The sequence below is a fragment of the Streptococcus sp. 27098_8_186 genome, from assembly GCF_041432055.1.
Lineage (GTDB): Bacteria > Bacillota > Bacilli > Lactobacillales > Streptococcaceae > Streptococcus > Streptococcus dentalis.
On sequence record NZ_JAPVYV010000001.1, the window covers coordinates 321,549 to 347,819 of the forward strand.

Annotated in this window: 25 protein-coding genes; 8 read left to right on the forward strand and 17 right to left on the reverse strand. The window is 41.2% G+C overall.

The features are described 5' to 3' along the window. Window position 1 precedes the first annotated feature (1 nt). The gene (locus tag O3602_RS01550; protein ID WP_371611011.1) at window positions 2–1,213 is read left to right on the forward strand and encodes an aminoacyltransferase; all 1,212 of its coding nucleotides are present in this window, start codon (window positions 2–4) and stop codon (window positions 1,211–1,213) included. A gap of 5 nt (window positions 1,214–1,218) precedes the next feature. Further along, complete coding sequence (locus O3602_RS01555; RefSeq protein ID WP_371611012.1) at window positions 1,219–2,454, forward strand: aminoacyltransferase; 1,236 nt, start codon at window positions 1,219–1,221, stop codon at window positions 2,452–2,454. Window positions 2,455–2,528: 74 nt separating this feature from the next. On the opposite strand, the gene tpiA is transcribed toward O3602_RS01555, so the two are convergent. The 4 genes from tpiA to ftsW all read right to left on the reverse strand — a co-directional run bounded on the left by tpiA (window position 2,529) and on the right by ftsW (window position 9,032). Beyond that, on the reverse strand, window positions 2,529–3,287 hold the full coding sequence (tpiA, locus tag O3602_RS01560) for a triose-phosphate isomerase (protein ID WP_003008052.1): 759 nt from the start codon (window positions 3,285–3,287) through the stop codon (window positions 2,529–2,531). A 164-nt stretch (window positions 3,288–3,451) separates the two neighbouring features. Beyond that, window positions 3,452–4,648, reverse strand: coding sequence for an elongation factor Tu (gene tuf / locus O3602_RS01565; protein ID WP_003008055.1), 1,197 nt, complete (start codon window positions 4,646–4,648; stop codon window positions 3,452–3,454). A gap of 278 nt (window positions 4,649–4,926) precedes the next feature. Beyond that, complete coding sequence (ppc, locus tag O3602_RS01570; protein WP_371611013.1) at window positions 4,927–7,752, reverse strand: phosphoenolpyruvate carboxylase; 2,826 nt, start codon at window positions 7,750–7,752, stop codon at window positions 4,927–4,929. A gap of 38 nt (window positions 7,753–7,790) precedes the next feature. Continuing rightward, window positions 7,791–9,032, reverse strand: coding sequence for a cell division peptidoglycan polymerase FtsW (ftsW, locus tag O3602_RS01575; protein ID WP_371611014.1), 1,242 nt, complete (start codon window positions 9,030–9,032; stop codon window positions 7,791–7,793). A 248-nt stretch (window positions 9,033–9,280) separates the two neighbouring features. Between ftsW and O3602_RS01580 the strand changes: the two genes are divergently transcribed. The 3 genes from O3602_RS01580 (at window position 9,281) to O3602_RS01590 (ending at window position 11,413) form a co-directional block, all read left to right on the forward strand. Beyond that, on the forward strand, window positions 9,281–10,153 hold the full coding sequence (locus tag O3602_RS01580; RefSeq protein WP_371611015.1) for a GH25 family lysozyme: 873 nt from the start codon (window positions 9,281–9,283) through the stop codon (window positions 10,151–10,153). Between the two features lie 140 nt (window positions 10,154–10,293). Further along, the gene (locus O3602_RS01585; protein WP_371611016.1) at window positions 10,294–10,767 is read left to right on the forward strand and encodes an aminoacyl-tRNA deacylase; all 474 of its coding nucleotides are present in this window, start codon (window positions 10,294–10,296) and stop codon (window positions 10,765–10,767) included. A gap of 22 nt (window positions 10,768–10,789) precedes the next feature. Further along, the gene (locus tag O3602_RS01590; protein ID WP_371611017.1) at window positions 10,790–11,413 is read left to right on the forward strand and encodes a histidine phosphatase family protein; all 624 of its coding nucleotides are present in this window, start codon (window positions 10,790–10,792) and stop codon (window positions 11,411–11,413) included. 36 nt (window positions 11,414–11,449) lie between these two features. Here the strand turns inward: O3602_RS01590 and lysS are convergent, their stop codons facing one another. The 4 genes from lysS to O3602_RS01610 form a co-directional block, all read right to left on the reverse strand. After that, complete coding sequence (lysS, locus tag O3602_RS01595; RefSeq protein ID WP_371611018.1) at window positions 11,450–12,940, reverse strand: lysine--tRNA ligase; 1,491 nt, start codon at window positions 12,938–12,940, stop codon at window positions 11,450–11,452. 270 nt (window positions 12,941–13,210) lie between these two features. After that, window positions 13,211–14,545 carry an ABC transporter permease gene (locus tag O3602_RS01600; RefSeq protein WP_371611019.1) on the reverse strand — a complete coding sequence of 445 codons (1,335 nt, stop codon included), beginning with the start codon at window positions 14,543–14,545 and terminating at the stop codon, window positions 13,211–13,213. Then, window positions 14,545–15,240 (reverse strand): ABC transporter ATP-binding protein, encoded by a 696-nt coding sequence (locus O3602_RS01605; RefSeq protein ID WP_003002759.1) that lies wholly within the window; start codon window positions 15,238–15,240, stop codon window positions 14,545–14,547. Before O3602_RS01605 ends, O3602_RS01600 begins: the two co-directional genes overlap by 1 nt. Beyond that, window positions 15,224–16,381: an efflux RND transporter periplasmic adaptor subunit gene (locus tag O3602_RS01610; RefSeq protein WP_371611020.1), complete on the reverse strand. Its 1,158-nt coding sequence runs from the start codon at window positions 16,379–16,381 to the stop codon at window positions 15,224–15,226. The genes O3602_RS01605 and O3602_RS01610 overlap by 17 nt, the downstream gene beginning before the upstream one ends. 179 nt (window positions 16,382–16,560) lie before the next feature. Between O3602_RS01610 and gorA the strand changes: the two genes are divergently transcribed. Next, window positions 16,561–17,910 (forward strand): glutathione-disulfide reductase, encoded by a 1,350-nt coding sequence (gorA, locus tag O3602_RS01615; RefSeq protein WP_371611021.1) that lies wholly within the window; start codon window positions 16,561–16,563, stop codon window positions 17,908–17,910. A gap of 193 nt (window positions 17,911–18,103) precedes the next feature. On the opposite strand, the gene O3602_RS01620 is transcribed toward gorA, so the two are convergent. The 3 genes from O3602_RS01620 to O3602_RS01630 form a co-directional block, all read right to left on the reverse strand. Then, a complete protein-coding gene (locus O3602_RS01620) occupies window positions 18,104–18,835 on the reverse strand; it encodes a cyclase family protein (RefSeq protein WP_371611022.1) in 732 nt (243 codons plus the stop codon). A gap of 12 nt (window positions 18,836–18,847) precedes the next feature. Then, a complete protein-coding gene (locus O3602_RS01625; RefSeq protein ID WP_371611023.1) occupies window positions 18,848–19,990 on the reverse strand; it encodes a 5-methyltetrahydropteroyltriglutamate--homocysteine S-methyltransferase in 1,143 nt (380 codons plus the stop codon). A 161-nt stretch (window positions 19,991–20,151) separates the two neighbouring features. Then, a complete protein-coding gene (locus O3602_RS01630; RefSeq protein ID WP_003002541.1) occupies window positions 20,152–20,364 on the reverse strand; it encodes a YdbC family protein in 213 nt (70 codons plus the stop codon). 90 nt (window positions 20,365–20,454) lie between these two features. On the opposite strand from O3602_RS01630, the gene O3602_RS01635 reads away from it, so the two are divergent. Then, a complete protein-coding gene (locus O3602_RS01635; protein WP_013903885.1) occupies window positions 20,455–20,787 on the forward strand; it encodes a hypothetical protein in 333 nt (110 codons plus the stop codon). A gap of 17 nt (window positions 20,788–20,804) precedes the next feature. Here O3602_RS01635 and O3602_RS01640 read toward each other — a convergent pair whose 3' ends face one another. Together O3602_RS01640 and O3602_RS01645 are read right to left on the reverse strand one after the other, a co-directional pair. Beyond that, a complete protein-coding gene (locus O3602_RS01640) occupies window positions 20,805–22,091 on the reverse strand; it encodes a U32 family peptidase (RefSeq protein ID WP_003002878.1) in 1,287 nt (428 codons plus the stop codon). 94 nt (window positions 22,092–22,185) lie between these two features. After that, window positions 22,186–23,115: a peptidase U32 family protein gene (locus O3602_RS01645; RefSeq protein ID WP_045759685.1), complete on the reverse strand. Its 930-nt coding sequence runs from the start codon at window positions 23,113–23,115 to the stop codon at window positions 22,186–22,188. Window positions 23,116–23,244: 129 nt separating this feature from the next. Between O3602_RS01645 and O3602_RS01650 the strand changes: the two genes are divergently transcribed. Next, entirely contained in the window at window positions 23,245–23,538 is a 294-nt protein-coding gene (locus O3602_RS01650) for a DUF3270 family protein (protein WP_254742236.1), read from the forward strand. Between the two features lie 130 nt (window positions 23,539–23,668). Here O3602_RS01650 and O3602_RS01655 read toward each other — a convergent pair whose 3' ends face one another. From O3602_RS01655 to hprK, 4 genes are read right to left on the reverse strand one after another with little or no spacing between them, the layout of a single operon-like run. Then, window positions 23,669–24,127 (reverse strand): YtxH domain-containing protein, encoded by a 459-nt coding sequence (locus O3602_RS01655; protein WP_003008108.1) that lies wholly within the window; start codon window positions 24,125–24,127, stop codon window positions 23,669–23,671. A 14-nt stretch (window positions 24,128–24,141) separates the two neighbouring features. Further along, window positions 24,142–24,525, reverse strand: coding sequence for a DUF948 domain-containing protein (locus tag O3602_RS01660; RefSeq protein WP_013903891.1), 384 nt, complete (start codon window positions 24,523–24,525; stop codon window positions 24,142–24,144). A gap of 3 nt (window positions 24,526–24,528) precedes the next feature. After that, window positions 24,529–25,311: a prolipoprotein diacylglyceryl transferase gene (gene lgt / locus O3602_RS01665; RefSeq protein ID WP_371611024.1), complete on the reverse strand. Its 783-nt coding sequence runs from the start codon at window positions 25,309–25,311 to the stop codon at window positions 24,529–24,531. Beyond that, window positions 25,308–26,240 (reverse strand): HPr(Ser) kinase/phosphatase, encoded by a 933-nt coding sequence (gene hprK / locus O3602_RS01670; RefSeq protein ID WP_003008114.1) that lies wholly within the window; start codon window positions 26,238–26,240, stop codon window positions 25,308–25,310. Before hprK ends, lgt begins: the two co-directional genes overlap by 4 nt. Between the last annotated feature and the right edge of the window lie 31 nt (window positions 26,241–26,271).

A 26,271-nucleotide genomic window follows, 5' to 3' on the forward strand; every position in this document is an offset into this window, starting at 1 on the left:
AATGTACCATTACCAGCTAGGAATTTCTGCTAGTGAGCATGATGACTTTGTTATTCAGAGTGACCAAACCAATCTCTTACAAAGTAGTTCATGGGCAAAAATCAAAGATAATTGGGGAAATGAACGGGTTGGTTTTTATCAAGAAGACCAATTAGTCGCTGTTGCAAGCATCTTGATTCAACCCCTGCCACTTGGCTTTTCCATGCTCTACATTCCTCGAGGCCCAATCATGGATTACCAAAATAAGGAGCTGGTTTCATATGTGATCCAGTCCCTTAAAAAGATAGCCAAACAATACAAGGCCTTATTTGTGAAATTTGATCCAAGTCTTTTCTTGAGTAAACACTTGATTGGACAAGAAAAGACGGAAGCTCCTGCTGTGCAAGCGGTGATCGACACCTTAACTAAAGAAGGTATTGAATGGACTGGCCGAACCAGTGATATGGCAGAAAATATCCAACCACGCTTTCAAGCGAATATCCACAAAGAGGTTTTCACTGAGCAAGATCTTTCAAAATCTACTCGACAAGCCATCCGAACTGCTCGAAACAAAGGGATCCAAGTCCAATTTGGCGGGACTGAATTGTTAGGGGACTTTGCTTCTCTCATGAAAAAGACTGAGGCACGTAAAAGCATTCATTTACGTGGAAAAGACTACTACGAAAAACTACTCACAACCTACCAAGGACAATCCTACATTACTTTGTCTACGCTTGATCTCGCAGAGCGGAAAACCTCCCTTACAAAGGATCTTGAAAAAAACAAGGCTGAGGCTGAAAAATTCACAGAAAAAACAAAGCCTGGCAAGGTTGAGAACAACCAAAAAGAAAAAGAGCGTATAGAGGAAGAACTGCAATTTCTTGAGCAGAATCTCCAAGCAGGTAGACAGATTGTTCCTTTATCTGGTACCTTAACCCTTGAATTCGGTGGGACGTCTGAAAATGTTTATGCAGGGATGGATGAAGAATTCCGCCGTTACCAACCTGCCATCCTCACCTGGTATGAAACTGCCCAACACGCTTTTGATCGTGGTGCTTCTTGGCAAAATATGGGGGGCATTGAAAATTCACTCGATGGTGGTCTCTATCATTTCAAATCAAAATTTAATCCTGTCATTGAAGAATTTGTTGGGGAATTCAACCTCCCAACCAGTCCACTCTATCCACTTGTAAACAAAGTCTACAAGATCCGGAAAAAATTAAGGAGTAAATAAGTTACATGACTCTTACGACAATTTCAAAAGAAGAATTTACCTCATTTGCAAATACTGTCTCCCATCGCTCTTTTATCCAGTCTGCTGAAATGGCAGATCTGCTTGAAAAGCGAGGAAACACGGTCCAATTTATCGCTTGGAAACAAGAAGATAAAGTCCAAGTGGCAGCGATCTTGTACAGTCTTCCTATGACAGGTGGTCTCCATATGGAAATCAATTCTGGACCCCTTTACCAAGAGGAAGCCATGCTAGAACCCTTCTATGCAGCTTTAAAAGACTATGCGAAAGAGAATGGAGCTATTGAACTCGTTATTAAGCCCTATGATACTTATCAAACCTTTGACAGTGACGGGAATCCAACCAGTGAAGAGCAAACCCATTTCATGGATACCCTAAAAAATTTGGGCTATCAGCATGATGGTTTAACAACAGGTTATCCAGGTGGAGAAGGAGATTGGCACTATGTGAAAGATATGGAGGGCATCACCGAAAAAAATCTTCTCAAGAGCTTCAGTAAAAAAGGAAAGCCACTTGTCAAGAAAGCTAAATCTTTCGGTATTGAACTGAAACGATTAAACCGGGATGAACTACAACTCTTTAAGGATATTACTTCCTCTACCAGTGACCGTCGAGACTATCAGGATAAGACCTTGGATTATTACCAAACCTTCTATGATAGTTTTGGCGACAAAGCAGATTTCATGATCGCAACATTGAACTTCCACCATTACTATACGAATCTTGAAAAAGACCAAGGAAAACTAGCACAGAAGATTGAGAAATTACAGAAGGATCTTGAAGTCAACCCACATTCAGAGAAAAGACAAAATCAACTTCGTGAATTCTCTAGCCAGTTTGATACCTTTGAAGTGAGAAAGACGGACGCAAAAGAATATATTGAAAAATATGGAGATCAAGACGTCATTCTTGCAGGTAGCCTCTTCGTCTACATGCCACAAGAATCCACCTATTTATTCAGTGGCTCTTATACAGAATTTAATAAGTTCTATGCTCCTGCTGTTCTCCAAGAATATATGATGCTTGAAACCATCAAACGTGGTATCCCAAGATATAACTTCCTTGGTATTCAAGGAATCTTTGACGGGTCAGACGGTGTTCTTCGCTTCAAACAAAACTTCAATGGTTACATCGTCCGTAAGATGGGGACCTTCCGTTATTACCCAAATCCTCTGAAATACAAAATGATTTCTCTCATTAAGAAATTATTAGGACGTTCCTAACTCAAAAGACCAGCTTTGAAGCTGGTCTTTTCTACTATAAAAAAGACGAGAAACCTCTCGCCTTTTAGATGTCATTATTTAACGAAGTCAAGCAATGCCAAGAAGCTTTCTGGATCAAGCGATGCACCACCTACAAGAGCTCCGTCAACGTCTGGACAAGCCATATATTCAGCAACGTTTTCAGGTTTCACAGAACCACCGTATTGAACACGTACTTTGTCAGCCACTTCTTGACCAAAGTCAGCAGCTACAACGTCACGAACAACTTTACACATTTTTTGTGCGTCGTCTTGTGAAGCTGATTTACCCGTACCGATCGCCCAGATTGGTTCGTATGCGATAACTGTTGAAGCGACTTGCTCTGCAGTCAATCCAGCAAGAGCAGCTGAAACTTGAGCCCCTACGAATTCTGCTGCTTTACCAGCTTCGTAAGTTTCAAGGCTTTCACCACAACAGATGATTGGAAGCATACCGTTCGCAAAGATTGCTTTTGCTTTTTTGTTGATATCTTCATCAGTTTCATGGAAGTAGTCACGACGTTCTGAGTGACCGATCACAACGTAGTCAGTACCGATTTCTTTCAAAACTTGTGGGCTAGTTTCACCAGTGAAGGCACCAGCATTTTCAAAGTAAGTGTTTTGGGCAGCAACTTTAAGGTTTGAACCTTTAGCAGCAGCAAGAACAGCTGTCAAGTCAACTGCAGGAGCTGCGATACCAGCTTCAACAAGGTCAGCTGAAGGAAGTTTTGATGCTACAGCTTCAACGAATGCTTTTGCTTCTTCTGGATTTTTGTTCATTTTCCAGTTACCAGCGATAAATGGTTTACGTGACATTTCACATACCTCTTTTTTCTATTTTTATACTATCTATTTTACCATAATTTTCGTCATAATGAAAGGTTGCACAAGCTCATTTTACTTTTTACCAAAATAAAAACCCCGTCTTCACGGGGTTTTCTGTCTGTCTATATAATTGTTAATCTGGGAACTAGATCGAATTAAGCTTCGATTTCAGTAACCATACCTGAACCAACAGTACGTCCACCTTCACGGATTGAGAATGTAGTACCTTGTTCAACGGCGATTGGGTGGATCAACTCAACGTCGATAGTCACGTTATCACCAGGCATTACCATTTCAGTTCCGGCTGGAAGTTCGATAGATCCAGTTACGTCAGTTGTACGGAAGTAGAACTGTGGACGGTAGTTGTTGAAGAATGGAGTATGACGTCCACCTTCTTCTTTAGTAAGGATGTAAACTTCACCTTTAAATTTAGTGTGTGGGTTGATTGAACCTGGTTTAGCGATAACTTGTCCACGTTCGATTTCATCACGTTGGATACCACGAAGAAGCACACCAACGTTATCCCCTGCAAGACCTTCGTCAAGTTGTTTACGGAACATTTCAACACCAGTAACAACTGCTTTTTGGATTTCGTCTTTGATACCAACGATTTCGATTTCGTCGTTGACACGAACAACACCACGGTCGATACGTCCTGAAGCAACTGTACCACGTCCAGTGATTGAGAATACGTCTTCGACTGGAAGAAGCAATGGTTTGTCAGTATCGCGTTCTGGTTCTGGGATGTACTCATCAACAGTATCCATCAATTCCATGATGATGTCTTCATATTTAGAGTCACCTTCAAGAGCTTTAAGAGCTGAACCTTGGATAACTGGAAGGTCATCACCTGGGAAATCGTATTCTGAAAGAAGATCACGGATTTCCATTTCAACCAATTCAAGCAATTCTTCATCGTCAACCAAGTCAACTTTGTTCATGAAGACGATCAAGTGTTTAACACCAACCTGACGTGAAAGAAGGATGTGTTCACGTGTTTGTGGCATTGGTCCGTCAGTTGAAGCTACTACAAGGATAGCTCCGTCCATTTGAGCGGCACCAGTGATCATGTTTTTAACGTAGTCCGCGTGTCCTGGAGCGTCGATGTGAGCGTAGTGACGTTTAGCAGTTTCGTACTCAACGTGTGCAGTGTTGATGGTGATACCGCGTTCGCGTTCTTCTGGAGCAGCATCGATAGACGCATAGTCTTTAGGTTGGTTAACTGATGAAGGCAAGCGACGTGCCAAAACAGTTGTGATTGCTGCAGTTAGGGTAGTTTTACCGTGGTCAACGTGTCCGATTGTACCGATGTTAACGTGCGGTTTACTACGATCGTATTTTTCTTTTGCCATTTGAGTAAAAGCCTCCAATAAAATATATTTTATAGATAGACAGTAGGCAATACAGTCTAACTTTCCTTACTATTCTATCGAATTTTAGATAAAATTGCAAGCCTTTTACCTATATTTTCTTAATTATTCCTCTTCTTTTCTTTTATTTTATCAGCTTGCTGAAAGATCCTGATCTAGCTTTGAAAATTCTCATTTTAAATCTTCTATTTAAGCCATTACATACCTTTTGGTCCTTTAATATCAGGGACTAAAAAAATCGGAACAATGTTCCGATTTTTTTAACCTGAATTTCGTAATCCTGTAGCCACCCCGTTGATGGTGATATGGATTAGCTTGTCTTGATCAGCTGATAATTGGCCGGTCCGTTGACGTCGAATCAATTCTAACTGAATATAGTTCAAAACGTTGAAGTACGGCATCCGATAATCCAAACTTTCTTTCAGATAAGGGTTTTCAGCGAGCAATTCGTCTTGCTCTTCAATCATCAATATGATATTCTTGGTCAATTGCCATTCATGTAAGATGATCTGATAGATATTACGGACTTCTTCTTCTTCACACAATTGCGCGTACTCAAAGGCAATATCCATGTTGGCTTTGGATAAGACCATGTCCACATTTGACAAGAGAGATTGGAAGAAAGGCCAGTTTTTATACATGTATCGAAGAGTTTCGATATTCTCAGGATCCTCATCGATAAATTCCTTAAAGCTAGAACCTACTCCGTACCAACCAGGGAACATCACTCGACTTTGTGACCAAGAGAAGACCCATGGGATAGCACGCAAACCACCGATTTCTGTAATGGTCTTACGAGCAGCAGGACGTGAACCAATATTAAAGCTTGAAATTGCTTTGATCGGACTTGATTCAAAGAAGTAATCATAGAAGTGCTCATTTCCAAAGACCAAATCACGATAGATATCGTAACTGCGATTCACGACTTTATCCATGACTTCCCCGAAACGATCAAACATAGAGAATGGACTCTTTTGTTCGGCAATCATTCGGTTAATGGTTGCCGAAACCAGCATCTCAAGGTTGTAGTAGGCAGCATCTTTATTTCCATATTTATTGCCGATTACTTCCCCTTGCTCGGTTAAGCGGATACGGTCATTAATGGATTTCAATGGTTGAGAAGTGATGGCTTCATAAGTAGGACCTCCACCACGACCAACAGTACCACCACGACCATGGAAGAAAGTAATCTTCACGCCAAACTCATCTCCGATAGCGGTCAATTGTTGTTGGGCTTTAAAGAGAGTCCAGCAAGAAGACAAGTATCCACCATCTTTGTTGGAATCAGAGTAACCTAACATAATCTCTTGGTAGTTGTTCTTAGAAGCAATCCAACGTTTGGCAATCGGTAGAGACAAGTAACTTCTCATGGTTTCTTCTGAATGATCCAAATCTTCGATCGTTTCAAACAACGGTACGATTTGAACGCGAGCTTTTTCCGTATCGACTAAGCCCACTTCTTTCAACATCACAGCCAATTCCAACATATCTGACACACTTGTTGCATGAGAAATGATGTTTTGACGAATGACTTCTTCTCCTAAACGATCCTTCAATTCACGGGCCGTTTGGAAAATCGCCAATTCTTTTTCAAGCAGTTCAGATTTTTCAGCATGGGTTGCTGATAAAATACGTGGGTCTTCTAAAAGTTCTTTCAAGAGAACTTGACACTTTTCATCCTCTGATAAATCAGAATAGTGGTCATTAATCCCTGCTGATTTCAGCAATTCTGCCACACAGGCTTCATGTACACTCGAATCCTGGCGCATATCAATAGAGGCGAGATAGAATCCAAAAACATCGATGGCTTCTAGAAGTTCTGCAAACTCACCAGAAATTAAATACTCTGATTTGTTTTCTAACAAGGAATCTTTGATCTTTTCAAGGTCTTCTTTAAATTCTTGAGCTGATGCATAAGCTGGAGACTCTTTCTCAGAAATTTTTTTTAGAGCTCCAGAGATACGATTGCCGATATAATCAGAAACTGGCCCTTGTTGATGAGCGTTTGCCCCTAATAATCTCTCAACAGCATAACGATCTTCTCTTGTTTCTCCCACCATCGTCCATTCTTTTAAATTGACCAAGGTTTGGATCAATTTTGACTGGATATAGTGGAAAGCACGACGGTAAGGTTCTTTTTCACGAAAGACAGATGTATCACTTGATAGGGCTGCCATTTCAGCTACTGCTTCACTTGTTTTAGAAAGACTCGTTGAAAGCGAGAAATGACGGTATAATTTAGAAATCTTTTCGATGTAATAGTTCAAAATGACTTCACTCTGAATAGTTGCTGAACGCTTTAAGGTCTCAGCTGTTACAAACGGATTCCCGTCCCGGTCTCCCCCAATCCACATGCCCATTGTGATCGGACGTGGTTGTTCAAGCTCTAATCCATGCTCTTTTGCCAAGCGTTTGTATTCCAACATAAGATTTGGAACAGCTTGTAAGAAAGAGCTATTGTAATATTCCATGACATTGGTGATCTCATTAGTAACCTTCAATTTTTTGTCACGAATCATATCCGTTTGCATCATGATTTCAATATTACAACGAAGGTTGTTATACCACTTATCCTCATTCATTAAACCCGCTTTAACATCCCGGTGCTGACGAAGAAGAGCATGAATATGATTGGTTAGATCCAGCATGGTTTTTCTTTGCACTTGAGTTGGATGGGCTGTTAAAACAGGTACAATATTGAGGTTTTCAAGAATTTCCTGTGCATCTTCATTTTTTGCAACTTCCTTGATCGTTGAAGAAAGTTTTCCGAGGTATTCACCATCCACGTTATTCAAATGATTGATTTCATAAGCCAAATCGACATCTTCTGAGATGTTAATCAAGAGTGGTAAAATGGCAAAATAACGTGAAATCACTGTCATTTCTTCATTTGTCAATTGTTCCACTAGTTGATTCAACTCACGATAGTTCTGTGTTTTTGATAGATCCTTCAACTGCGTAATTTTATCAAAGGTTTCCGGACGAACCAAATTTTTCGTAATATCATCTAATAAATTAGTTAAAATTTCGGCTTCTTCTTTGATAATATCTTTATTTGTGAAGTTCTCTAATTTTTGTAAGACCATTTTTTCTCCTTTTTGAATAGCCATTCAACAATTCCCTTTTAATAATAAGGTTTGATTTTACCTTTTTCTTCAAAAACCATACCTTCTTGTTCCATCTTGGCCCGTTTTTCACTAGCATCGATATTCAAAACGAAAGCAATCGCTATGGATAAGACCCATAAGCTATTTCCCCCTTGAGATAAGAAGGGGAAGGTCACTCCTGTAGACGGAATCAAACCAGAAATACCTCCGATGTTAATGAAGGTTTGCACTAAGATCATCCCACCGATCCCAATGGCCATCATCGAATTAAAAGGATTCTTTGCTCGAATACCGACTAAAATGATCCGAAGAATTAAGAAGAATAAGAGAGCAAGAATCAAGCTAGCTCCAACAAAACCTAATTCTTCAATCACAATCGCAAACACAAAGTCTGTGTGCGCTTCTGGTAAGTAACCTTGTTTTTCAATGGAATTTCCTAGCCCCAAGCCAAACCAACCACCATTACTCATGGCATAGTAAGAATTAGCTAATTGGTGACCTGCGCCAGACAAATCATTAAAGGGGTTAAAGAAGGCACTAAAACGTTTGGCTACATAACCAAAGACTGGAATTTTAGCGACACGGTCCACACCGATGATCCATATTGAACCAAGGACAATGGACGATGCTCCAACAACTAAAGCAAGTAGTGAGGTAAACCAACGGTAGCCCACCCCACTAACCGTAATCATAATCAAGACCGTCAAAGCCAAGATCGTCGCATTTCCCAAGTCCGGCATAATCACAACGATTCCAATCAGAATCAAGGTCAGCCAACGCCAATCGTTTAAATTTCTTGGAATCCATTCATTGTGCGTCAAGGCTTGATAATCATAATCACGGATTTCATCTTGTCGTTTAGAAAAAATCAAGGCCAGATACCAGACTAAGATCACCTTGAGGTATTCTGCTGGCTGGATACTAAACATTCCTGCAATCGTCAACCAACCGTGAGCTCCATTGACCGTATCCGTAATAAACCTAGACAAGATCAACAAAATCACCTCAATAAAGATGACAAAAGCTAATACTTTTTTATTTCGCAGGAAGTCTAGGCTAAATTTATAAATCAAGGCAATGGTTAGGAGACTAAAGATGAAGAAGAGCCCCTGTGTCCGTACCATTCGAATCGAACTCACTCCACTTTGAATTGCCAAGGCACTTGTTGTCGAATAGACTACAATCAAACCAATAATAGATAAAATCAAATAGGGAATGAGGATGGAATAATTTAAAAGATGTCTTTTTTCAATTTTCATAATTCACCATATTCCTAATGTTCAACCTCCATTATATCATTTTTAAGAAGCAAAACCAAGGAAAGGGTAGAAAAGATTCGGCTTCTTCCCCATTTTCAAGAAATATTCTAATGATTCTTCTTATTTTCATAAATTTTTATCCTTTTTTGATGAAAAGATTCCTTTTTTTTGAAAACAATGGCTGAAATCGTGATCTTTTAAGCATTAAGTTTTGCCTTTTCGTTTTATTTACGGTAAAATGATTTTGTATGAGAAAAAGGATAAAACCCGTTGTTCTCTTAGTCTTTTTTATCGGTTTCATTTCTTTTCTCGTTCTTTCACGAACGATTGCTGATATGCAAGCAAGAGAGCAACAAGAAACAACCCAAACGATTCCGAACTCCAATACACCTCGAAAAACAACCACTGCAAGCTCTTCTTCTAAAAAAGAAGACATCAATCCAGAACTAGTTGGCCGCCCGATCATTGATATCTCAGGCTGGCAATTGCCAAGCGAAATTGATTACGATATCCTCTCCAGAAATGTAGGTGGTGTGATCGTTCGTGTCCATAGCGGGGCTCAAGCTAAAAAGGAAAATGCGGCAACCTACTTAAATGGTCTGGATAAATCTTATAAAACCCATATCCAAGAATTCCAAAAACGAAATATCCCTGTCGCAGTCTATGCTTATGTCGCTGCTAAGGATAAAAAAGAAATGGAAAAAGAAGCAGAAGAATTTTACAAGGCTGCTTCTCCTTACAAACCGACCTACTATTGGTTAGACGTTGAGGAAAAAACCATGAAGGATATGAACGCAGGTGTTGAAGCTTTCCGAGCAAAACTACAAGCTTTGGGTGCAAAAAATATTGGACTCTATATCGGAACCTACTTCATGGAAGAACATAGTATCTCCACTGATAAATTTACGGCTCTTTGGATTCCTACTTATGGATTTGATGATGGCTACTATAATGCCGCGCCAGATACCAACACGGAATACGACTTGCATCAATATACCTCTCAAGGGCAATTAAATGGATTCTCACACTACTTGGATCTCAACCAAATTGCTCTGACGCAAGACCAAGAAGCGATTTATCGGAAACTATTCAAGGTACAAAAAGATGGCTCTTCCTCATAGCCTTAAAACAGCAGATCAAGTGATCTTCACTTTTTCTGCTGTTTTCTATTTTTAAGGAGAAGGCAATATTGTCGCTATTATATGTTATAATGGTCTAGTGAAATCTGATTTTGTAGAGAAAAAGAGAAAAGGAGAAAGCCGTGGCAAAAAAAAATAAAGTGAAAAAAACCTTGGTCGAGCAGATCTTGACGAAAGCAAAAATTGAGCACATAGGCTTACAAATCAACGCTTTAGAAGGGATCTTACCAGAAGGAATTGATCGCTCTACTATTTTCAAAACCCTAGCTCTCAAAGGGGATAAAACGGGTCCCGTGATTGGGATCATTCCTATTACAGAGCATTTATCAGAAAAAAAGTTAGCCAAATTATCGGGGAATAAGAAAGTGGCTATGATTCCTCAGAAAGATCTTGAAAAAACAACGGGTTATATTCATGGTGCCAATAATCCGGTGGGCATTCATCAAAAGCATTCTTTTCCTATCTTTATTGATAAATCAGCCCTTCGGTTAGAAACCATGATCGTATCTGCTGGGGAAATTGGCCATAGTATTCAAATCAAACCTCAACTTCTAGCAGACTTCGTCAAGGCGACTTTTGCTGATATTTTGGAATAAAGATAGAGAAGGAGACAAGATTGTGAAACTATATTTTATTCGACACGGACGGACAGAATGGAATGAAGAGGGACGTTTTCAAGGATCAAATGGCGATTCTCCGTTGTTGCCAGCCTCCATTCATCAGCTTGAAAAATTAGGAAAGCATCTAGCTACTGTCCCTTTTGATGCAGCATTTGCAAGTGATCTGCCACGGGCAGTCCATACCGCACAGATCATCCTCGATCAATTGGAGATACCTCTAAAATTACAAGTAACATCTGCTCTTCGTGAGTGGAATTTGGGAAAACTAGAAGGAGCTAAAATTTCTACCATTTCGGATATCTATCCCCAACAAATGGCTGCCTTTCGGCATAACTTAGCATGCTTTCAAAATGAAATCTTTGATGCAGAATCTGTCTATGAAACGACCAAACGTACCTGTGATTTTGTAAAAAGCTTGAACGGAAAAGAGCTCAATAGCGTTCTCATTGTTGGACACGGAGCTAATTTGACAGCTTCTATTCGGACTTTGCTTGGTTATGAAACAGGAGAACTCCGCAAAAATGGCGGACTAGACAATGCCAGCGTGACGATTTTGACAACAGATGATTTTGAGCACTATCACTTAGACACTTGGAACGACACTTCTTATATGGAAGACTAAAAAACACTGATCTTGCGATCAGTGTTTTCTTTTAGCTTATTTCATAGTTGGGAAGAGAAGGACGTCGCGAATTGTTGTTACATTGGTCAACAACATAACGAGACGGTCAATACCAATTCCAAGTCCACCTGTTGGTGGCATACCATATTCGAGGGCTTCAACATAGTCATAGTCGATGCCTGTAGCTTCGTCATCTCCCAATTCTTTCGCACGCGCTTGCGCTTCGAACCGTTGCAATTGATCGATCGGATCATTCAATTCCGTAAAGGCATTCGCATACTCTTTGGTCATGATGAAAAGTTCGAAACGGTCAGTGAAGCGTGGGTCTTCTGGATTTTTCTTAGCTAATGGTGACACTGCTACTGGGTGACCGTAAACAAAAGTTGGTTGTGTCAAGGTTTCTTCAACGAATTCTTCGAAGAAGGCATTGATAATTTGTCCCACTTCTGTGTAGTGTTTTTCAACTGGTACATGTTTTTCGTTTGCAAGTGCTACAGCTTCTTCAAAGGTCATGTCTTGCCAGAAGTCAACGCCTGTGATTTCTTTGATCGCATCAACCATGTGAACCCGTTTGAATGGTTCATTGATTTTGATTTCTGTTCCTTGATAGTCAATTGGACCATCACCATGAACCGCTTTCGCAGCATGTTGGATAATGCCTTCTGTTAAGTCCATGATATCGTGGAAGTCAGCGTAAGCTTGATAGACTTCGATCGAAGTGAATTCAGGGTTGTGAGTAGCATCCATTCCTTCGTTACGGAAGATCCGTCCGATTTCATAAACGCGTTCCATCCCACCAACAATCAAACGTTTCAAGTGGAGCTCAGTCGCGATACGAAGCACCATGTCAATATTTTGTGCATTGTGGTGAGTGATAAATGGTTTGGCTGCCGCACCACCAGCTTCATTGTGAAGCACTGGTGTTTCCACTTCAAGGAATCCTTGACCATCTAAATAACGACGGATTTCAGAGATGATTTTTGAACGGGTTACAAAGCGTTCGAAGCTTTCACGGTTTGAAATCAAATCCAAATAACGTTTGCGATAGATGGTTTCAACATCTGAAAGTCCGTGGAATTTTTCAGGTAAAGGACGAAGGGCTTTTGACAAGTGGGTGATATGAGTTGCTTTAATCGAAAGTTCACCCATGTCTGTGCGCATGATTTCCCCTTCAACACCAAGGAAATCACCAAGGTCTGCTTTTTTGAAGATTTCGTAGTTCTCTTCTCCAACAGCGTCTTTGCGAACGTAGATCTGAATCTGACCTTCACGGTCTTGAAGATGGGCAAAGCCAACCTTTCCTTTTCCACGTTTGGTTACGAGACGACCGGCAATAATAGCTTTTTCGTTCAAGTCGTGGAGTTGTTCTTTATCTAATTCTGAATATTTTTCTTTTAACTGACCTGAATTTGCAGTACGTTCAAATCGCTTTCCAAATGGATCGATTCCTTGTTCACGAAGGGCCGCCATTTTCTCACGACGGACAATCTGCTGGTCATTTAATTCTTCCATATGTTCAGTAGTCATTTGGAACCTCCTAAGTTATTCTCCCCTATTCTATCATATTTAGAGCAGAAATTCACTAATATTTACCAATTAAACAAAAATATGATGGAAGAAAAAATGCAGCTTCTTGAATGAATACTCAAAAATATCTGAAGACCGTTGTTGACCACCTAAATAGCTTGACCTGTATAAGACGAGATGATTGAAAATGTTTCGACAAGCTATCCACAACAGCATCAAAAAGGAGCGTGGAGAATCTTGAACCATTCATCCTGACACGCTCCTATTTTTTTATTCATAACGCAGTGCTTCGATCGGATTTAACTTAGAAGCCTTATTCGCTGGTAAAATTCCAAAGATGATTCCTACAAAAGCAGAGAAGATAATGCTACCGATTGCGACATTTAAGGAAATAATCGGTGGTCCTTCTAGGGAGGCTGCAGCGAGTGTAGTAATCAAGCTATTCACACCATAAGCAAGGCCAAGTCCAATCAGCCCACCAATGATGGTCAAAACCATCGACTCAATCAAAAATTGAACCAAAATCTTACCTCTGGTTGCTCCCAATGCTTTGCGAAGACCAATTTCTCTCGTCCGCTCGGTGACAGAAACCAACATGATATTCATGACTCCAATTCCACCAACTAAGAGGGAAATTCCTGCAATGGCACCGATGACTGTCGTCATGATTCCGACCACTTTGTTGGTTTCCTCTAGGATGCTATCCAAATTAAAGATTTGAAATTCTCCCTGGCGAACACCTGAAAGTTCTGTTAACTTTTGAGCAGCCTCAATCCCAACGGTTTTAATCTGCTTCACATCTGGCACATGGACGACAATATTTTGAATTTCATCGGTTCCGAATTCAGAGGCGAGTTGGGTATTGGCCATCAAGGCACTTCCACCTGAAGAAGCTCCATAGAGTGCTGTCCCTGCATTTGGATCCTTGAAAATACCAACGACGCGATAATTGTTATCCCCAACAGAGACCACCTGATTCAGTGGATTCTCCGTTCCAAATAATTGTTGAGCCAATCCTTCATCAAGGAGCACTACCCGTGAGAAATTACTATAGTCTGAAGGGGTTAATTTTCGTCCAGATAAGAGCTCAACCTTTTTGACAGAAAAATAGGTCTCATTTACCCCTTGGATGTTTACCCCTTCTGCTTTTTTCTTTTGAAAAGCAATGGTTGCATTGGAGGTATTGCCAACATAATAGCCATCAATTCCTTGAATCTTGGTTAATTCCTTGACCCAAGATTCTTGCACAACTGGAGGGGCTTCTTGGACTTGACCATCAACATCTTCAGCGTTTTCCCCATCCATATCCGATGGAGCAGCCATCCCTCGGTCTTCAGCTGCAGGGCCACTTTCGCCTCCTTCTCCTGTATCTTCAGAAGGGCCAATATTGATTCCTGTCACATAGCCACTCTTGTTCGGAGAATAAGAGATTTGTACATACTCTTGGTCTTTGGTGAAGGTCTTGGTGACACCAGCCTTCATACCATCTCCCAGTGCCATGATGACAACAACAGAAGCAACCCCAATAATGATTCCCACCATGGTCAAGAAAGACCGTAATTTATGGCTCATAATCGAGCTGATCGCAAATTTCCAATTTTGCATTAGGTCCCCCTTTCCAGCTTGCTATCTGAGGAGATTACTCCGTCACGAATGACAATGCGACGATGCGCAAAGGCTGCAATTTCTGGCTCGTGTGTAACCATGATAATGGTTTTTCCTTCCTGGTTTAGCTTGGTTAACAAGTCCATTATTTGCTCCCCCGTCTTGGTGTCTAGGGCTCCAGTCGGCTCATCTGCTAAGACGATGGCTGGCTGATTGACAAGAGCTCGAGCAATCGCAACCCGCTGTTTTTGACCCCCTGAGAGCTCTGAAGGCAAATGGTGCATGCGAGAATGGAGCTCCACCTTTTCAAGGTACTGCTCAGCTAATTCCTTCCGTTTAGCAGGATGAACTCCTGCATAAATGAGAGGTAGTTCTACATTTTGAAAAGCATTGAGCTTGGAAAGAAGGAAGAATTGTTGAAAGACAAAACCGATCTGTTCATTTCGAACACGTGCTAATTTTTTCTCACTGAGATTTCCAACTTCCTGTCCTTCTAGAAAATACTCTCCACTGGTCGGCCGATCCAACAAGCCAATGACGTTCATCAAGGTTGATTTCCCTGAGCCAGATGGGCCCATAATGGCTACAAACTCACCCTCTTCGACTTCTAAATCGATATCTTTTAAGACACGAAGTTCCTGATCCCCATTTTTATAGGTTTTATTGATTCCTTTTAGTTCAATCAATTTTGTCATATTTTCCGATCTCTTTTCCATCTTCCAGTTTCTCATTAGGATTCACAATAACTTGAGCATCTTTCTTCAAGCCTGACAAGATTTCCTGGTTTTCAGCATCGGCGTTACCAAGCGTTACTTTTACTTTCTTAGCCTTGCCATTTTCGACCGTCCATACATAACTTGTATCCCCATCAGCCATGACACTTGTCACGGGAACAAGAGGATGTTGAGTAGAACTTTTGACTTCAATATTGACAGAAAAGCCTTGTTTGAGTTCCCCAATCTCACTGGTAATATCCACTGTGAATGGGTACTTGGCCCCACCGCTTCCTTGTGTTCCACCTGCTGCATTAGCACCTGCTTGACCAGCGTCAGTCGGATAGTTGGCTACATAAGAAATTTTTCCTGTCCAGGTTTTATCCGGATAGACTTTGGAAGTGAGAATCACTTCCTGACCTTCAGAGATATTGGCCAAATTGTATTCAGACAATTCCCCTTTAACTTGTAAATTTCCGTTGCTCACAATGTGAACCAGAGTTTGGTTGGTCCCTGTAGTCGATTTTGAAACATCTTTATTGACTTCTACTACGGTACCATTTGTATTACTTTTTACGGTTGTCGCATCCAGAAGAGCCTTAGCCTTGTTCATATTATCAACCGCATCAGACAAGGCATCTCGTAAATCGCTAGCTTGAGAATCGACTGTCCGTTGGGTCTGTGAAGCTAACTTGGCATCTGCTTCTTTATCCCCTGTGGTATCAATAGTCACACCATTTGTCAGCAAATCATTTAACTGACGATCCGCTTTATTGACAGCACGAACGGCTGCATCGTAAGCTGTTTGGGCCTCCGTACTGCTATACTGAACGATTGGCTGACCAGCCGTTACTTGATCTCCTACATTGACCAAAATCGACTGCAAATCCCCTTTGGTTCCATCAAAATAGACATACTGTTCCTGGTTGGCAGTGACCTTTCCACTTAGCAAGACCGAAGAAGCGATCGATCCATCCTTGACCGTTTGCACCATTGGAGTTTCTTTCGTCACTGCTTGATCAGGTGTACTTGGGTGCGAAAACATCATCACACTTCCTGTTCCAATCACCACAATTGCTGCACCTGCAGCTGTAAATAGTTGCCATTTTTTCAATTTCTTCATCGTTTTTCTCCATCAAAGAAAGCGTTTTATTCTATACCATAGTATACCATATTTCCTTACTTTTCTATCTAAAATTGATACGGCAAAATGAAATTTAAATGCTTGGTAACATGCTAAACCCTTGACTTTTGTAACAGTTGATATTACAATCAAACTGAAATCCCATTTAGGAGGAAAACATGAAAGAATTTGATATTATTTCAATCGGTGGAGGTAGTGGAGGAATCGCTACGATGAACCGGGCTGGAGAGTACGGAGCGAGCGCTGCTGTCATTGAAGAAAAACAATTGGGTGGCACCTGTGTCAACAGAGGATGTGTGCCTAAAAAGATTATGTGGTATGGTGCGCAAATTGCAGAAGCTATTCGAGATTATGGACCAGACTATGGATTTACTTCTGAACAAACAAAATTTGATTTTGCAACCTTAAGAAAAAATCGCGAAGCCTATATTGACCGTTCCCGTAATTCCTATGATGGCAGTTTCAAACGCAATGGGGTTGAACGAATTGAAGGACGTGCTCGTTTTGTGGATGCTCATACGGTTGAGGTAAATGGAGAAACCATTAAGGCCAAGCATATCGTGATTGCGACCGGTGCCCATCCTTTTATCCCTTCTGTTCCTGGAGCTGAATTTGGCGAAACTTCTGATGATGTCTTTGCTTGGGAAGAACTCCCTACATCTGTTGCCATTATCGGGGCTGGCTACATCGCGGTGGAACTAGCTGGTGTGCTCCACCATTTAGGAGTCCAAATAGACCTCTTCATCCGAAGAGATCGGGTTTTACGTAGTTTTGATTCCTACATTGTCGATGGCTTAATGGAAGAAATGGAAAAACAAAACCTTCCGCTTCACAAACATAAGGTTCCCATGAAGCTTGAAAAATTAGAAGACGGTCGTGTGAAGATTTATTTTGAGGATATGACCAGCCACGTGGCAGATCATGTTATCTGGGCAACAGGACGAAAACCAAATGTCCAGGATCTCAATCTAGAAGCTGTAGGCGTCACCTTAAATGAAAAAGGATTCATTGCAGTGGATGAATACCAGAACACAGTTATTCCAGGAATCTATGCTCTTGGGGATGTCACAGGAGAAAAAGAGTTGACTCCTGTCGCTATTAAAGCTGGACGCACTCTTTCTGAACGACTATTCAATGGAAAAGTCAATGCCAAAATGGATTATACAAACATCCCAACCGTTGTCTTTTCTCACCCTGCTATTGGAACCGTTGGCCTAACGGAGGAAGAAGCCCAGCAAACTTATGGTAAAGAGAATATCAAAGTCTATACTTCTCAATTTGCTTCCATGTACACCGCTGTTACCCAACACCGCCAGCAAGCAAAATTCAAACTCATCACTGCTGGTCCCGAAGAAAGGGTCGTTGGCCTTCATGGTCTTGGCTACGGAGTCGATGAAATGATCCAAGGATTTGCAGTTGCTATCAAGATGGGAGCGACAAAAGCCGATTTCGACGCAACCGTCGCCATTCACCCAACCGGATCCGAAGAATTTGTGACAATGAGATAAAAAATAAGAGGCTGGGACAAAAGTCCTAGCCTCTCAATTGTTTTTGGATTGTCGAGCAAGACGCAGTGGTTGAGTGGGCTCTAATACGCTGATTTCATCAGCTTTTACAGCCCTACTCAACTGTGCGGAGGTGGGACGACGAAATCGAATTCTATCAAATTACCGATTTCTGTCCCACTCTCTTTTTCTTTGTTTATGGTAAGATGGCAATGGCACGAACAGGTGAACCAGTTGCCTTGTCCCAGTGAGGGAAAGCAATCGAAATCAAAGCACCTACAGCTGGAACTTGGTCCAATTGGTTCAAGACTTCTACTTGGTAGATATTTTGTTCCAAAAGGTAGTATTCATTGACCAAGCCATGCTCTGCTGCTGGAATACCTGCATCGGTATCGAAGGTTTCATGACCCACAGCCTTGACATGGCGTTCATGAATCAAGAATTCCAAGGCTTCACGGCTCCATCCTGGACTTTGTTGAACCCCATTTTCATCAAGATTGCGCATAGCATCTTGATCTGGCCAACGTTTTGACCAATCACTACGGAAGGCAACAAAAGCTCCTTCTGTAATTTGTCCATGCTCTGCCTCAAAGTCTAAGATATCTTGTTTGCTCAAGATAAAGTTTGGATTGGCTGCAACTTCTTTAGACTTGTCGATAACATAGAGTGGCAAGAGGAGATCTTTGAGGTCAATCTCATCCAACCAACGACCCCCTTCTACAAAGTGAATCGGCGCATCAATATGCGTTCCGTATTGACCAACCACTGTAAATTTTTGAACATGGAAACCATCTTTTAATGTGAAAAGATCTTCTTGCTGCAAGGCAGGAAGGGCTGGGAAGTGTGGACTTTCCGCATTGATTTGGTGGCTCAAGTCCACCCATTTTTTAGCTTGCAATTCTTTATAAATACTTAGTAAATCTGACATGTTTCTTCCTCCTTATTCGCCCCAAACTTCAGCGACAATTTCCTTAATCAAACCGATTTTTTTCCATTGGTCTTCTTCTGTCAAAATGTTTCCTTCTTCTGTCGAAGCAAAGCCACACTGAGTAGATAGGTATAGATTTTCCAACGGTACATACTGACTCGCTTCTTTAATACGAGCAATCACTTCGTACTTGTTCTCCAGTTGACCACTCTTAGATGTCAAGAGGCCTAATACCACTCCTTTTCCAGGGGTTACTTCCGCAAGTGGTTCAAAACCACCAGCCCGATCAGTATCAAACTCTAGGAAGTAAGCATTGACGGCTTCTTCTCCAAGGAGTTCTTTTGCAATCGGCGCATAGCCACCTGATGAAGCCCAAGTAGAATGGAAGTTCCCACGACAAACGTGCGTATTGACGGTCAAACCAGCTGGAACATTTTGGTAGACATCGTTGTTAAAGGTCAAGAAGAGATCAGCGAGTTCTCGGCGAACCTCATCTTTTGACTTGCCTTGAGCTGCTCCCCAAGCCGTCAAGAAATTATCATCTACCAAGACACCCCAAGTACAATCATCTACTTGAAGAGTTCGAAGACCTGCATCATACAAATCTTGAATCACTTGAAGATAGGCTTGCTTGATGTCTTCACGAACAGCCGCAAAATCAGGATAGATGGTATTCAATTGTTCTACATGTTCTGCATCACGGATCAATTCAAAATAGAATTGCGCAGGTGCTGGAATGGTATATTTAGCCTCTACACCATCTACATCTGCTACAAGATCCCGCAAGAACTTGTAATGCTCTACAAATGGATGATTGGCTCCTGTGATTTTTCCAACGACAAGCGCTGAATCCGCCTTGGTTGTTTCATCATGGAATTGATAGCCTTGAGCAGCTTGTACATGATCAATGCCACCAAAGCCCCAGAAGAAATCCAGATGCCAATAAGCTCGGCGGAATTCTCCATCTGTTACTGACTTCAGACCTGCAGCAATTTCTTTTTCAACGAGGTCACGAATCGCCTGATCTTCTACTTTTGTTAAGTCAGCCTGACTGATTTTTCCAGCTGCGAAATCTTCACGAGCTTGAACCAAAGCGGCTGGACGAAGAAATGAACCAACATGGTCTACACGATAAGGTGCATGTGTATGTGTCAATATGATTCCCTCTTTCCTATAAGTTTTACATTAATTCATCAATGCAACCATTATAGCAGTCTAAAACTTGATAAACAAGGGTTTAGGATAATCTAATATCTTTGACATCTATATAGCCTTAGACTATAACAAAAAAGAAGCCCTTGAAGGACCTCTTTTTCTTAATTTTTAAATGCATCGAGCATGACTTGGAACTCTTCGTTCGTGAGTGTAATGCCTTTTCCCATCTTTGTATGGTCGGGACTCCAGGTCCGGATATCATACTTAGCAGGAGCACCATTAAAACTCACACGGTTCAATTCTTTGGTCCAACCCTTGTCATTTTCTGACAAGACCAGCAAATGTTCTTCGATTTGGAATGAAAATTCTGCCATTTCACGACTCCTTTCTTGCCTTCTCATCTCTAATATTCGTAAATCATTTACAAAATCGTTGAAATTATCTATAATATATTGTATCAAGTTATGGAGAATTTAGCTATGAAAAAATTTCTCGAGATCGTTAAAGACCGAGCAAATGAATTTTTCAATGGAAAAGTCAGTACCCCTGCCCCATTAGAAGATGAGAGAATTATTGAAATCATTCAACAAGCATTGCGAAAAAAACAAGGGGTACATGTTATTTTTTCAAACAAGAGTTTTACAGGCGATATTGTCAAGTATGACCAAGAACGCCGACAACTGATCGTGAAAAATTTTAAAAAGAGTATGTCCACGATTATTCGGATTTCTGAGATCCAGAAAATCAGTTTGGTCCCCAATAATATTCGCATCGCCCAACAAAAAGGAGAGGTTTAACCCTCTCTTTTTTTTTGTTATACTCGAACAGTTTTACTTGCCCCATCTTTTGAGTAGAGATTGATTAAGCCCTCCTGGCAAGAACGAATCATATCTCCTGGCTTGACTTCTTGTGGGACCGTGATCGTGAGAAGTTCCATCGGATTTGGTGCGCGATCAATCTTCACTCCATCCTTATCATGCAAGTCTTGGATCTGGCATTCAAAATGACGGAAGCCTGGTCCGTAGAATTCCACTTGGTCGCCTTCATTGATGACATTCCGTTGGCGAATCGTCGCAGTCATGGTAGATGGATCAAAGTCCACCACTTCTCCTACAAATTTGTATTGAGGAATCTTACGACGTGCCCCAAACAATTGTTCATTTTCAGTCGGTGTTTGGTAGTAGAATCCAGTTGCTAATTCACGTTGAGCGACTTTCCACAATTCATTGATCAAATCATCCTTGATGGCATAAAAGGCTTCTGGACTTTCCATATAGGCATCACAAGCCGCCTTGTAACAGTTGGCCACTGTTGATACGTAATGGACAGATTTCATACGGCCTTCGATCTTCAAACTATCAACCCCATTATCAATCATGTCTGGAATATTTTCGATCATACACATGTCCACGGCTGACATAGAGTATTCTTCTGGGACTTGTCCTTTGATACTCTTACGTTCTTGGCCAAATGGCATATCGTAGAGATCGTATTTCCAACGGCAAGATTGAGAACAGCCACCACGGTTGGCATCCCGGTCAGACATGTGGTTAGAAAGGGTACAACGTCCGGAATAGGAAATACACATGGCTCCATGAACGAAGGCTTCGATCTCAAGATCGGTACGCTTACGAATCTCAGCCAACTCTTCCATGGATACCTCACGGGCCAAGACGACACGAGTCAGGCCATATTCTTTCCAGAAATGGAAGGTCTCCACGTTGGTTGCAGAAGCTTGCGTAGACAAGTGAATATTGAGTCCAGGTGCATAAGTTGCACAGATTTCAATCAAGGCCGGGTCTGAGACGATCACGGCATCAAGGCCCATATCCCGCAATTCACGGAACCATTCACCAGCCCCTTGTTCATTTCCCTCATGGGTTACCATGTTTGAAGCAACGTGAACATCAACGCCACGTGCATGAGCATATTCGATACCTTCACGAAGCTCATCCATGGTAAAGTTTCCGGCACGGCTACGCAAACCATAGGCTTGTCCACCAACGAAAACAGCATCTGCGCCATAATTAACGGCAACTTTTAACTTTTCTAATGTTCCAGCCGGTACCAAGACCTCTGGACGTTTTTTTGTATTTGTCATGTTTTCTCCAATTTACAAGATTGTCGATATGATGAATAGCTTCTTCGTTCCCTGAAAAAGGAAAACTCACAAACGAAGAGGCTTAATTTTTTTATTATTTTACACGATCTGGTTCATAATCGTAGAAACCAGTATCCAAACCACGATTAGCTGGATGCAATTTGCGGATTTCTTCATCAAACAGATAGGCTTGATCCTGTGTAAATGTTCCTTTTTGAATCAAATCACGGGCCTTGACAAAGTACTCTGTAATCTTGACAAAGTTTTCACCCGGACAGTAGACACCATCGAGTTTCCAATGATCAAAGCCATGTTCAACCAACTCAGACAATTTGGTCATCATATTCAAGTCATTATTTGAGAAGATATGGGTTCCATGTTTGTCTTCGTAGACCGAATAATGAGAATTGGGATCTCCTGGCTCGGCCAAGAACAGATCCCGATCTTTGGTCACAGACTCTTCTGTCTTGATAAAGTTGTAATAATTCTGAAGTAGCGGTCGTTTCGAATGGTGAATAATGCTAGCACCATAGACCAAGACTTCTGCTGGAATCTGAAGATTCTCAGCCATTACGAATAATTCGGCAGATGGAATCTCACGAGCCAAAACAGCCTCAGAAGCTCCTGCTTGTTTTCCCCAGAAGTTGATCTGGCGGCTCGAAGTGACCATGGTTGAGGCATCGTAAATCGTTTTGAATGGATAGCCATCTCGTTTCAAGACATAAAAAACGCCCGCATCTCCGACAGTAATATAATCAGCCTGAATTTCCTTTAGAAAATCTAGGAAAGGCTTGATTGAATCCATCATCGATTGGTGCATGAGTGCATTTACAGCTACTGTCAATTCTTTGCCAGCAGCATGGACCAGTTGGGCAATTCGATTTATTTCGTCATAGCTTAAAGTTTGAGGCAATCGTAATCCGTAATCTTTTTCACCGACATAGATTCGGTCAACCCCTGCATCAATCAGGGCTTGCGCTTGCTCAACACTCTCTGCTGTTGCTGTAATAATAATATTTTTCATAGAACCATTATAACAAAAATTCCGATATTCTAGAAAAATTTATTCATTTTGTAAAATTTGTAACATTTTTGTAACATTTATATACCTGAATTCATGATAGAATAATAGAGTACTGTTAGGAGAGAGAAAATGCCCGTAAGAAATTTAAGACACTATGATGAAGAATTCGATTATATCGAATTAACCAAACAAACCCAAGAAACCCCTATTCAGGACTATGCTCCTGAAGTTGAACCCGCACCTCAATTAAGTGAATTGCTATATTTTTTGAATATCGCTATTTTCTGTGTGTTGACGGTTGTATTTAGTTTTGTCTTTTTAGCAACAAAAATGAATACCTTCTTTGCGTTTGCTTTAGCGATTGGTTCTAGCTTTGCTACTATTCAAGGGTTCCGAATTTACTACAATAAACGAAAAAAATAAAAATCAGGTTCGCCTGATTTTTTTATTTACTCGAATTTTTTTAATTGGAATAACAGTTGGAAGACAAAACTTAACTGCCAATTGCCATCTTACCTTCCATAAAAAATGAGGCTCACTGAGCCTCATTTTTTTATACTTCTTTTGTTTCTTCTTCAGCTGCTTCTTTAGAATCTTTTTCATCCAACTCTAACACGATGTCTTCTGATTCTGTTTGTTTGCGAATGGATTGAACCAAGTCATTGCCACTTAGATTTTCTTTTTGAAGTTTATCCTTAAATGAGTGATAGACTTCTTGAGATTTTTCAACCACATCTTGCGTTTTTTCTTTGACAGATTCCAAAACAGTTCCTGTCGTAATTTCTCCAGAACCAACTTTTTCTTTGGTTTGTTGGATCACTTCTGCTGCTTGTTTTGAAACATCCTTAGCAGTTTGTTTTACCGATTCATGTACTTCTTGAGGATCTTCTTGATAATCTTTTACGAAGCGCACCACTTTTTTAGTGACTTTCTTTCCTTGCTCAGTTGATAAATAGTAGGCTGCTGAAGCACCTGAAATCACACCAATTAATAAACTAGATAAACGTCCCATATTCTTCCTCGATTCTATTTAAATAATTTTGAAGCCATCTTAATCGCTTTTAATCCGATAGAGGCTTTCACTGTTTTTCCACCAGCTGATACAGCTTTGACACTCAATTGACGGGCTTGATCATTCAAATCTGAAACAGACTCTGAAAGATCCGCCACGGCTGTAAAGAGTGGGTCAATCGTTGCAACTTTTTGATTCAAATCATCCGTTAAAACATTGACTTTTGCCAATAGATCATTGGTCTGATGCAAGGTGACATTGACATCTGATGTCAAAACTTGGATGGTTTTTTGCGTCTCATCTACAACTTTTCCAATCTTTGAGAGGAAAAAAATCATATAAATGACAAGCGCTACTAAGGCAAGGCCTAAGAGGCCGTAGGCAATTTCAATAAACATATATTACTCCTTTGCTTCTACATAATAAGGGGCTTTTTTGCGACGTTGGTAAAGGATAATGGCAAGTCCAACTAGAATCAGGATCATCGACAACCACTGGGAAACACGTAAGCCTGCAAACATCAAGCTATCCGTCCGCATTCCTTCGATGATCATCCGACCAAAACCATACCAGATAAGGTAAAAGGCTGTGACCTCACCTTGCCGCAAAAATTGGGGCTTCCTACGAAGAATCAAGATCAAGAGAAATCCTAGCAGATTCCAAATGGATTCATATAAGAAGGTTGGCTGACGGTAACTACCATCTATATACATTTGATCTCGAATAAAAGAGGGCAGGTAGTTGAGACTTTTAACAGCAGCTCCATAAGCTTCCTGGTTAAAGAAGTTTCCCCAGCGACCAATACTCTGTGCAATCATGACGCTTGGGGCCGCAATATCTAAGAAATCAATTGGCTCAATCAAGCGTCTACGAGAGAATAGATAGAGGACAAGGGCACCTGTCAAGAGGCCACCATAAATCGCGATTCCTCCGTTCCAGATGGCGAAAATCTCGCCAAGATGCTGGCTATAGTAGCCCCATTCGAAAATAACGTAATAGAGTCTGGCTCCCACAATCGCAAGCGGAAAGGCGATCAAAATGAAATCAATGATGGCATCTGGATCAATTTTTTTACGAGGTGCTTCTTTCATAGAAAGATAAACGGCTAGAATCAAGCCAGAGACAATACAAATTGCGTACCAACGAATACTGATCGGACCTAATTGAAGGGCTACTGGATTCATTCCTTCACCTCATTTTGACTAATCAACTGGGACAAACGTTCTTCAAAGGTTTTGGTGGCATCATAGCCCATTTCTTTAGCCCGAACATTCATAGCTGCGGCTTCGATCACGACCGAAATGTTCCGACCAGTCTTCACAGGGATGCGTATACGAGGTATAGTCACGCCACCGATTTCCAACTCTTCTGCATTATTACCAAGACGATCATAAACTTGATCCTTAGCATAATTTTCCAAGTAAACGGCAATTTGGACTTGTGAAGAATCCTTGACAGCACTCGCGCCGTAGAGACTCATGACATCGATAATCCCGACACCACGGATCTCTAGTAAGTGGCGTAGGATTTCAGCTGGCTCTCCCCAAAGGGTCATCTCGTCTCTCGCATAGATATCGACTCGGTCATCTGCTACGAGGCGGTGACCCCGTTTGACAAGTTCCAGACCTGTCTCGCTTTTTCCGATTCCGCTATCTCCTTGGATCAAGACACCCATCCCATAAATATCCATCAAGACACCGTGTACACTCGTACGTTCTGCTAGCCGACTATCCAAATAGCTAGAAAGCTCTCCAGATAAACGACTGGTTGCAACATTGCTCTTCAAAATGGCTAGTTGCTTCTCTTCCGCAGCACGCAACATTTCTTCTGGAATTTCTAAATTCCGCGCGACAATGATGACAGGTGTCTCTGGCTGGAACATCTTGCGCAGGACCTGATGACGGTTGTGAGAGCTCATCTTTACCAAGTAGGACCATTCTTTCATTCCTACAAGCTGAATCCGCTCAGGTGTGTAATAGTCGAAATAGCCCGTCATTTCAAGACCTGGACGTGAAATGTCCGCAGTCGTAATTTCCTTGCTTAAGAGGCTATCATCCCCATAAACAACCGATAGACGAAGCTTTTCCTGTATATCGCGAACAGTAACTGCCATATCATTCTCCCTTTTCAAATTCTCTCTCTAT